The organism is Vibrio sp. M250220 (genome assembly GCF_036533795.1).
Taxonomy (GTDB): domain Bacteria; phylum Pseudomonadota; class Gammaproteobacteria; order Enterobacterales; family Vibrionaceae; genus Vibrio.
In genome coordinates this window covers 1-8482 of record NZ_JATABI010000074.1, presented here as the reverse complement: position 1 = coordinate 8482, position 8482 = coordinate 1, and the positions used below count along the sequence as shown (strand labels likewise).

The window sequence follows — 8482 nt, the reverse complement described above, 5'->3', positions numbered from 1 at the left end:
AGAAAGACCCATTCAAAATCAGCCATGTTAGATAACTGATTGAAAAGTAGTTTAAAATGCCTTTTCTAGACCAAAGGTTGAAGCGTCTATAAACGGTACTCCACTCACCGAATTCAGAAGGTAAATCTCTCCATGGCACGCCAGTCCTCATTCGAAACAGTATCCCTTCGAAAGTCATCCGATGCTCTGGTTTATTATAAACTCGACCGGTACTCGTCATCACTTGAAGTAGCTTTTCCCATCGTTTATCAGTTAGTATTGTCCTTGGCATGGTGAACTCAGTTGTGATTTGTTTTTGGCGAAATGATTATAACCTTCACCATGTCGTTTAAAAAATCATCACGAAAGATCAACAGACCCTAAAAAGAGGTTATATGAATAAGATAATTTCAGTTGGACCGCTAGAATCTTTCTTAATCGCAATCAGCGTTTTATTCCTAGGGCACTTTGTAAATTCCAAACTTCCGATCTTGAAGAAGTTTAATATCCCTGAGCCGATTGTTGGTGGTCTTATCGTCGCAGTTATCATCACAATAATGCACTTCAATGGCATTAATCTCGAGTTCTCTCTGCCGTTGCAGAAAGTCTTTATGCTAATGTTCTTTAGCACCGTTGGTCTCGCTGCCAATTACACTCAGTTGATGAAAGGTGGAGCGAAGGTATTCATCTTCCTTGCAGTCGCTTCGTTTTATATCATCATTCAGAACGGCGTTGGTGTCTCGATGGCGACCGCGCTAGGCCTAGATCCTTTAATGGGTCTTATTGCTGGCTCGATTACTCTGTCTGGCGGACATGGCACTGGTGCCGCTTGGTCACAAACCTTTTCCGATAACTACGGCCTGACTAATACTCTCGAAATCGCGATGGCTTCAGCCACTTTTGGTTTGATTATTGGCGGTATTATTGGTAGCCCAGTTGCGCAGAGGCTGATCAATAAAAATGGCTTTGAATCAGAGTATGGTTCAGGTACACAGACTCACGCACGCTTTCCGGAACTCGTGACATACAACGAATATGAAGAAGATAAAGTGACGGCTAAAAAGGTCATCGAGATTCTTTTTATTCTGCTAATTTGTGTCACTGGTGCCAAGTATTTGGAGCAGTGGGTCGTGAGTTTCAACATCAGTTGGCTGATGATACCTGACTTTGTTTATGCGCTGTTTATTGGCGTGTTTATTACCAATGTATTGGAAGTGAGCAAAACCCATAAGATTGATGCCGAAACCGTTGATATTTTGGGTACGGTTTCTCTGTCACTGTTTTTAGCAATGGCGCTGATGAGTCTGAAACTATGGAACATTTTTGACCTTGCGATTCCATTTTTAGTCATTCTCGCTGTGCAGTCTGTGGTGCTAGGGCTTTTCTCTTATTTTGTGACCTTTAAAGTGATGGGCTCTAACTATGATGCGGCAGTAATGGCCGGTGGACATTGTGGCTTTGGTCTTGGAGCGACACCGACAGCGGTAATGAATATGGGGTCTTTGGTCAATAAATACGGTCCATCGCCACAGGCATTTATGGTGGTTCCAATTGTTGGAGCGTTCTTTATCGACATAGTGAACTTAATCATTCTACAAGGCTACATCTCGTTTATCGGTTAAACAAATCGGTAAATAAAAACGCCCTGCTAATTGAGCAGGGCGTTTTTTTATATGTGAGATTAGCGCAAGGTTAGTTTGGTGCCATTGAACTTTAAGTGGCCTAGGAGGATCTTGGCATTGTTCTTCCCATCATCAGTGAATGCGACACCATAGCGTGCGTAATGGAGTGAACGTTGGAGGTTACACACCTTGCCAAATAGGGGCTCAAAGCGTGGGCCTTTGGGAGTATTTAGCTGAACATGAAGAGCAATCTCTTCGCCAACTTGAAAAGGTCGACTTAACGGCGCCGTGATAAAGCGACAACCGCCTTTCGACAAGTCTCGAATTTCGCACTCTAGCCTGTGAGTGTTAGCTTCGACACGTGCTGAAAGATTCACTTCGAAACGAGGCTCTTTGCGTAACTGTGTCACTTGCATCGTTTTAGGTACAGACAAAGCGACCATTGGCACTGGAGCCGTCAGCACATGTTGCAGTTGTCCACGGAAATGCACGACAGCCCCTTCACCGCGAGGTGAGATCGCACGTATCGTTGCCCAGAAACCTTCTTGAAAGAAATACTCTAAGTCATCATCAGAAATCTTTGGCAGTTCTGCTAACACAATGTTGTTGGAATGCGTGCCAATAAAAGAGGTTTTACAACGAAAGCTTGTACCAACAGGCGTTGAAATCCCGATCGTCAACTCACCACCATGTTCAATCATGGCTAGCGCATCGGTACTATTTAAAATAGAAACATTCTTATCGTTTGAGGAGCGAACTGTATGCTCCTTATGCGCCACCGCTGAGTTATTCATCTAGCCTCCATTGCTCCCACAATCATTATTCTTTTTACGTGTGGGTCTTTTTTTGGTCATCTGACCTGTGAATTTTATACGGTCGGATAGAGTCAATTCTATGTGTGGTTTGCTAATTGTTCAAACATCAAATCTGACAATAAATTAGACGTGCCTATCATTTTTGAGAGATTCATTCAGCCAAAAGTGCAAGTAGTATGAATAAAACTCACAATTTTTGCATGGATTAAGTGGGCTGGTCACGATAAGGCTTACCCCTAAGGGTAAGCCTAAAGTTGTATTTACGCTTTAATTCGCGCCATATAGTAGGTGTCGATTAGTCCACCATAACGGGATTTAGATTCGCGATAAAGCTTTGTTTTAACATTTTTTTTGACAGACGATTGAGGCTGACAAGTACTTAGAGACGGGTTTTGAGCCCTAAAGTAAAATTTGCAAATCTGATTGTTTGTTCTCTGCAAGCGATCTAATGTAACAACTTGTTTACTTGAGGAACCCGTCATGAATCAATCTGCGAGTTGGAAAACACCGCAAAACTTCCTGTTACTTATCTCGATTGTTGTCCCCATTGCTTTTTCTAGCTGGATGGCCTTGCTGAACAACTTTGTTATTGAAAGGGCGAATTTTGACGGTTCAGATATTGGCCTTTTACAGAGTGTACGAGAGATCCCAGGTTTTCTAGCCTTCAACGCAGTCTTTGTGTTGCTGTTTATTCGAGAGCAACGTTTTATGTTGCTGTCACTTGGTGCTTTGACTATCGGTACCGCGATCACCGGATTTTACCCTTCGGTTTTTGGTCTGTTGTTGACCACGTTGCTGATGTCTACGGGTTTCCACTATTTTGAGACACTCAAGCAATCCCTCTCCTTGCAATGGCTGAGCAAAGAGGAGGCACCAGAGATGCTTGGTAAATTTATCTCTATCGGTGCACTGGCTTCATTGGTGACTTACGGCGCGCTATGGATTTGTCTAGAAGTTTTGGTGATGGACTTTCAATGGGTCTATCTCACTTTTGGTGGGGCGGGCTTCTTACTGGTGATGTGGATGGCATTCGCTTTCCCTCAGTTTGAGACGCATGTCCAGCAAAATAAAAAGTTAGTGCTGCGTAAGCGATACTGGCTCTACTATGCACTGACCTTTATGAGCGGTGCTCGCCGCCAGATCTTCACTGTGTTTGCTGGCTTTTTGATGGTAGAGAAGTTTGGCTATTCAGCGGCAGACGTAACCATGTTATTCCTGATTAACTATTTGTTTAACTTCTTGTTTGCCAAACGGATTGGTAAATTTATTGGTCAAGTGGGTGAGCGTAAAGCACTGATGTTTGAATACACGGGCTTGATTTGTGTGTTTGTTGGTTATGCGTTAGTGGAAAGTGCAGAGTGGGCCGCCGCTTTGTACGTGGTTGATCACCTATTCTTTGCCCTGGCACTCGCAATAAAAACCTATTTCCAGAAAATCGCCGATCCGGCTGATATGGCATCGACCGCTGGGGTTTCATTCACCATCAATCACATCGCCGCTGTGTTTATTCCAGTCACCTTCGGCTTTATTTGGCTAGTGTCACCCGCAGCAGTCTTTTACATTGGTGCGGTAATGGCTTTCGTTTCATTTATACTGTCGCTCAACATTCCTAAGTGGCCGCAAGAGGGCAACGAAGTCCGTATTTTGAATTGGAGTTAAACAGCGCTGGAAAGTATCTAACTTGATGGTTCTTGGTTAAATCTCGTTTGAAGATAGTCTACAAACGCTTTGATCTGCTTAGGAATGAACTTTGATTGGGCATATTGTGCGATAACTTGTCCCTGATAATTGCCGCCGATATGCCACTCTTCGAGCAGTTCAACAACTTGACCTGAGTCGAGATATTCTTGAATCGCAAATTCGGGAAACACCGAGATCCCAATTCCCCTCAATACCGCCTCGCGACGAATTTCACTGTGGTTAACCGCGAACGAGCCTCTAGCGTTGATCGAATACTTTTGTTCACCTTGGGTGAAATCCCATACACGGTCACGAGGGTTCTCCCCTAAGCACAGACAGTTATGAGCGTGTATATCTTCTGGATGCTCAGGGATGCCATTTTTTTCCACATAAGCCGGACTTGCACAGAGTACTAGACGGCACTGAGTCAGAGTTCGTGCTACCAGGCCTATGTTGGGTTTATCCGTAATATGGATGATGACATCGACTTCATCGCCAATGGGGTCGATATAATGATCGGCCACTTTGAGCTGTAAACTGACCTTGGGATACGCCTCGATAAAGTCGAGAATCATTGGCATCAAAATCTGACGGGAGAGCGCTTTGGGGGCGGCAATTCTCAGTACGCCAGAGACTTCTGATTTGTCTGTTTGCGCCGCAGACACGGCCATTTTGGCCGAATACATCATATCGGCGCAAAGACTATACACTTCTTGTCCCGTTACGCTCAGACGCATCTGACGTGTTGTCCGCTCCAGTAACTTTTCTTCCAGTGTGTTCTCTAGGCGTGTAATCGAGCGGCTGACCGAAGAAGGGGAGACGCCAAGTTTCTTCGCCGTTTTGGAAAAGCTGCCAGACTCCACTACGTTGACGAAGATGGCCATTTCCGAGAGCAGTGGAATAAGCTTATTTGTGTCCATGGTGCAAAAATCCTTTGCAATGCAGCCATATTGTTTCACTTAAGTTACTTATGGATACTAGTGTAGTCAACAATGAAATCCCACTTATGGAGCGACATTGTGGACAAGTTAACGACTTACTCAGTGATCAATTTTTCAGGCGTTGTGTATCGCCTGATGCGGGTAAGGCTAGGGTTGTCAGGGCATCAAGCCTCTACCGAGAATAAAATCGGTGGGGTGTGAGATGGATACAGATCTATTTGAACGCCACTTGATGGCGATTGCCGGATTGCTTGAGCATCACCACTACGTTTTCATTAGCGGTCGTCAAATGACTCATATGCTGGAAACGAATGTTGATGAGGTCATCCGTTTTAAGAAATGTTGGGACAATCTAGAGCTGGATAGGTATATCTCAGGTGGCGCAATGTATCGTCATCGTCGATACGGTCAGTTTACAAAGCGCGCGACGCTTGAGGAACTTACGCTGCTGCCGCATCAACCCTTCTACCAGCCTACGTGTTTCAACTCGATCAGCGGAGGGATCGAGCGAACTTTTGCCCCGTTGACGCAAACATTTGTTCAGTCACCAGTCCTAAACAAACTCTTACTATTGCTGAGCGTTATTTTTGATTTAGCAGAGAGTAAGCCAACGGATTGGGTGATCGGAGTACATCCTCAACGAATAGTGGCTGAAGGAGTCAATCAGGGGTTATCTACGCCAGAGGGACTTCATCGCAACGGAGTAAGTTATATCGCGTCCATGCTGTTAAAAAGAAACAATGTTGTCGGTGGGGATACGACAGTTACCGATAGCAAACACAATCTGTTGGAGTGCCTCGCCTTAGATAATCCCTTAGATATGGTGTTGGCTGACGATAGACATACCATGCATGAGGTGTCACCCATTACCTCATTATGTCGAGAAAGATGCGCGTACCGGGATGTACTCGTAGTGACCTTTACCAAGATGGAGAATAAATATGACAGCCACAACGGATCAACTGGAAAAAGGAACTTTCAGGCTACCGTTAACTGAATTGATGTTGCTTCTTGTCGCCATATTCTGGGGAACCAGCTATGGTCTGACGAAAAGTGCTCTAGTGTATACCAGTGTTTTGGTATTCATTTCTATCCGTTTTTCGATCACTTTTTTATGTATGCTACCTGTAGTGATTCGAGACTTTCGCCGAGGGTTGAATAAAGACTGGAAGATCGCCCTCCCCACCGGTCTTATCCTGTCGGCGATTTTTTTCTGTGAAGTGTTTGGGGTTTCACAAACCTCAGCATCCAATGCGGCGTTTTTGATCAGTTTGTCGGTGATATTGACGGCATTTGCGGAGCTGGTCATTAATAAGAAAAGAGTTAGCAATACTTTATGGCTACTGACACTCTGTAGTGTTGTAGGTGTACTGCTATTGACCAGTAATCAAGGTATAGAATTATCGCTAAACAGTGGCGATTACTTTATTCTGGCTGCCGCTCTATTGCGTGCCTTGATGGTGACATTGACTAAGCGTTTTACTGAAGGTAAAGAGATCACCACCAGTACCTTAACCTCCCTTCAATCTTTGGTTGTTGCTTGTGTGGCTATCGTCTGCGCGGTGACGTATTTGCCCGCCACTGAGTTTGTGATTCCGACCAGTCCTGAATTTTGGATGACAGTGGCATACCTTGTCTTATTCTGTACTCTGTTTGCGTTTTATGTGCAGAACTATGCTGTACGTCGAACTTCGCCAACGCGAGTCTCGCTACTGATGGGAAGCGAGCCATTATTTGGTGCGATTTTCGCAATGGTGTGGTTGCAAGAGTCTTTAACCACTTTGCAAGTGGCTGGTGGGTTACTGATCTTATTCAGTGTCATCGTGACGTCGACCAAAGAAAGCTAGTCCTCTAATATTCAGGAACAAAAATTCAGCGTTGATGACTACTCTATTACATGGTTCCATATTAAAGTAGTCTCCAATAACAAACATAAGGCGTGCAGTGGATGTACGCCTTTCTTCGCTGAGGATGAAAATGACCAAACCGCTGAACGAATGTATTGTGCCTATGTATCCAACGATTCAGGCTTTGGATGTCAATGCGCTTGAACCAGGAGAGCATAAGTTCTGGTTTGCGGTTGCTACGGATGCGATTGGTCATCCACAAACCCTGCCTGTTCGGGTCTTTAAAGGGACCAAGCCGGGTAAACGTATCATGATCACAGCAGGCGTTCATGGCGATGAACAAAACGGTATACTGACTGCGCAGAAGTTAGCTCGCGAACTGGAGGGACAAGAACTTTCGGGGTGCGTGACGATTGTACCTGCGGTTAATTTATCGGGTATTGCTCGCCATAGCCGCGATTTTCATTCCGCTGCGCCAGACAGTTCATCAGCCAACCTCAACCGAGTTTTTCCCGGTAACCCTCATGGTGATGATGCTAGCCGTTATGCGTATAGCCTGTGGGAAAACTTACTAAAACCCAATGCGGATCTCGCTATTGATCTCCACTCTCAAACCAGTGGTAGTGCTTATCCTCTTTATGCTTTTGCCGATTACCGTATTGAAGATGCTATTCGAATGGCACGACTCATCAACCCTGATGTGATTCTCAACGATCCGGGCGATCCTGGCATATTGGAAACGGTTTACAATCGCGCTGATATTCCATCCATTACCATTGAAGTGGGAGTGGGTCGGTACACTGATCTGGAGATGGTTGAACGTGCCACGACAGGTGTGCTCAATGTTTTGCGTTGTTACCAATTGCTTGATGGTGATGTTGCAGAGACAAACAGTGAGTGCGTGGAAGGCAATACGATTACCAGTGTCAGAGCAGAACAAGGGGGATTTGTAATTTGCCATGTTGAGTTGCTGGAAGCGGTCACACTCGGTCAGAAACTCGCGACTCAATACAACAGTTTTGGTGATGAAATACAGACCTACTACTCACCAACAGCGGGTGTGGTCATTAGCCATAACGTGGAATCTGTGCGTGCGCCAGGTTCTCTGGTCGTTCGATTGATCCACTAAGTTGGGGATGATAGTGCCGACCTTCTTCAATTCACTGGATAAGGTCATCTTTGCCTCCACTCTGTCACTTTCGTGATCCTAATTCTGAAGTTTACCAATAGTAGAAAATCACCAAGCTGAGTTGAGAGTCCTTTCACAGTTTATTAATCGTTTGAATTTAAGCTATACCCGTGATCATTGAAGGTGCTTGATTTTCAATAGAATCAGGATCATGCTATTAACCATGAAAATTACACTGACTCCTCAACAGAAACTGCAACTCGAACAAATGCACGACATTGAACGTGATAGTCGAGTTTGCGACCGTATTAAAGCGGTTTTACTAGGGTCTGTTGATCTTTCGTGATGATTTTTTAAACGGCATGGTGAAGGTTATAATCATTTCGCCAAAAACAAATCACAACTGAGTTCACCATGCCAAGGACAATGCTAACTGATAAACGATGGGAAAAGCTACTTCAAGTGATGA

Annotated in this window: 8 protein-coding genes and 2 pseudogenes; 7 read left to right on the top strand and 3 right to left on the bottom strand. The window is 44.7% G+C overall.

Annotated elements, in window-relative coordinates:
• Nucleotides 1-271: pseudogene (locus tag QTN94_RS18660) on the bottom strand (transposase); the annotation flags it as partial.
• A 103-nt stretch (nucleotides 272-374) separates the two neighbouring features.
• Here QTN94_RS18660 and gltS point away from each other — a divergent pair.
• Complete coding sequence (gltS, locus tag QTN94_RS18655) at nucleotides 375-1601, top strand: sodium/glutamate symporter (protein ID WP_331428503.1); 1227 nt, start codon at nucleotides 375-377, stop codon at nucleotides 1599-1601.
• A 59-nt stretch (nucleotides 1602-1660) separates the two neighbouring features.
• Here gltS and QTN94_RS18650 read toward each other — a convergent pair whose 3' ends face one another.
• Nucleotides 1661-2395 carry a flagellar brake protein gene (locus QTN94_RS18650; RefSeq protein WP_331416804.1) on the bottom strand — a complete coding sequence of 245 codons (735 nt, stop codon included), beginning with the start codon at nucleotides 2393-2395 and terminating at the stop codon, nucleotides 1661-1663.
• 501 nt (nucleotides 2396-2896) lie between these two features.
• Between QTN94_RS18650 and QTN94_RS18645 the strand changes: the two genes are divergently transcribed.
• Nucleotides 2897-4075 (top strand): MFS transporter, encoded by a 1179-nt coding sequence (locus tag QTN94_RS18645; protein ID WP_331428502.1) that lies wholly within the window; start codon nucleotides 2897-2899, stop codon nucleotides 4073-4075.
• A gap of 17 nt (nucleotides 4076-4092) precedes the next feature.
• On the opposite strand, the gene QTN94_RS18640 is transcribed toward QTN94_RS18645, so the two are convergent.
• Nucleotides 4093-5016 carry a LysR family transcriptional regulator gene (locus QTN94_RS18640; protein WP_138972664.1) on the bottom strand — a complete coding sequence of 308 codons (924 nt, stop codon included), beginning with the start codon at nucleotides 5014-5016 and terminating at the stop codon, nucleotides 4093-4095.
• Nucleotides 5017-5115: 99 nt separating this feature from the next.
• Between QTN94_RS18640 and QTN94_RS18635 the strand changes: the two genes are divergently transcribed.
• The 5 genes and pseudogenes from QTN94_RS18635 to QTN94_RS18615 all read left to right on the top strand — a co-directional run.
• Entirely contained in the window at nucleotides 5116-5238 is a 123-nt protein-coding gene (locus QTN94_RS18635) for a hypothetical protein (RefSeq protein ID WP_331416807.1), read from the top strand.
• A gap of 1 nt (nucleotide 5239) precedes the next feature.
• Nucleotides 5240-6034, top strand: coding sequence for a 2OG-Fe dioxygenase family protein (locus QTN94_RS18630; RefSeq protein ID WP_331428501.1), 795 nt, complete (start codon nucleotides 5240-5242; stop codon nucleotides 6032-6034).
• Nucleotides 5979-6884, top strand: a complete 906-nt coding sequence (locus QTN94_RS18625; protein WP_331428500.1) for a DMT family transporter — start codon at nucleotides 5979-5981, stop codon at nucleotides 6882-6884. Before QTN94_RS18630 ends, QTN94_RS18625 begins: the two co-directional genes overlap by 56 nt.
• 130 nt (nucleotides 6885-7014) lie before the next feature.
• Complete coding sequence (locus tag QTN94_RS18620; protein ID WP_138972667.1) at nucleotides 7015-8013, top strand: succinylglutamate desuccinylase/aspartoacylase family protein; 999 nt, start codon at nucleotides 7015-7017, stop codon at nucleotides 8011-8013.
• Between the two features lie 211 nt (nucleotides 8014-8224).
• A pseudogene (locus QTN94_RS18615) lies at nucleotides 8225-8344 on the top strand (IS630 family transposase); the annotation flags it as partial.
• Nucleotides 8345-8482 lie beyond the last annotated feature (138 nt).

What these genes read in the sequence shown, in the direction of transcription:
- QTN94_RS18630 (WP_331428501.1), top strand. Translation starts at nt 5,240, where the DNA reads ATGGATACAGATCTATTTGAACGCCACTTGATGGCGATTGCCGGATTG.
- QTN94_RS18650 (WP_331416804.1), bottom strand. Translation starts at nt 2,395, where the DNA reads ATGAATAACTCAGCGGTGGCGCATAAGGAGCATACAGTTCGCTCCTCA.
- QTN94_RS18620 (WP_138972667.1), top strand. Translation starts at nt 7,015, where the DNA reads ATGACCAAACCGCTGAACGAATGTATTGTGCCTATGTATCCAACGATT.
- QTN94_RS18640 (WP_138972664.1), bottom strand. Translation starts at nt 5,016, where the DNA reads ATGGACACAAATAAGCTTATTCCACTGCTCTCGGAAATGGCCATCTTC.
- QTN94_RS18625 (WP_331428500.1), top strand. Translation starts at nt 5,979, where the DNA reads ATGACAGCCACAACGGATCAACTGGAAAAAGGAACTTTCAGGCTACCG.
- gltS (WP_331428503.1), top strand. Translation starts at nt 375, where the DNA reads ATGAATAAGATAATTTCAGTTGGACCGCTAGAATCTTTCTTAATCGCA.
- QTN94_RS18645 (WP_331428502.1), top strand. Translation starts at nt 2,897, where the DNA reads ATGAATCAATCTGCGAGTTGGAAAACACCGCAAAACTTCCTGTTACTT.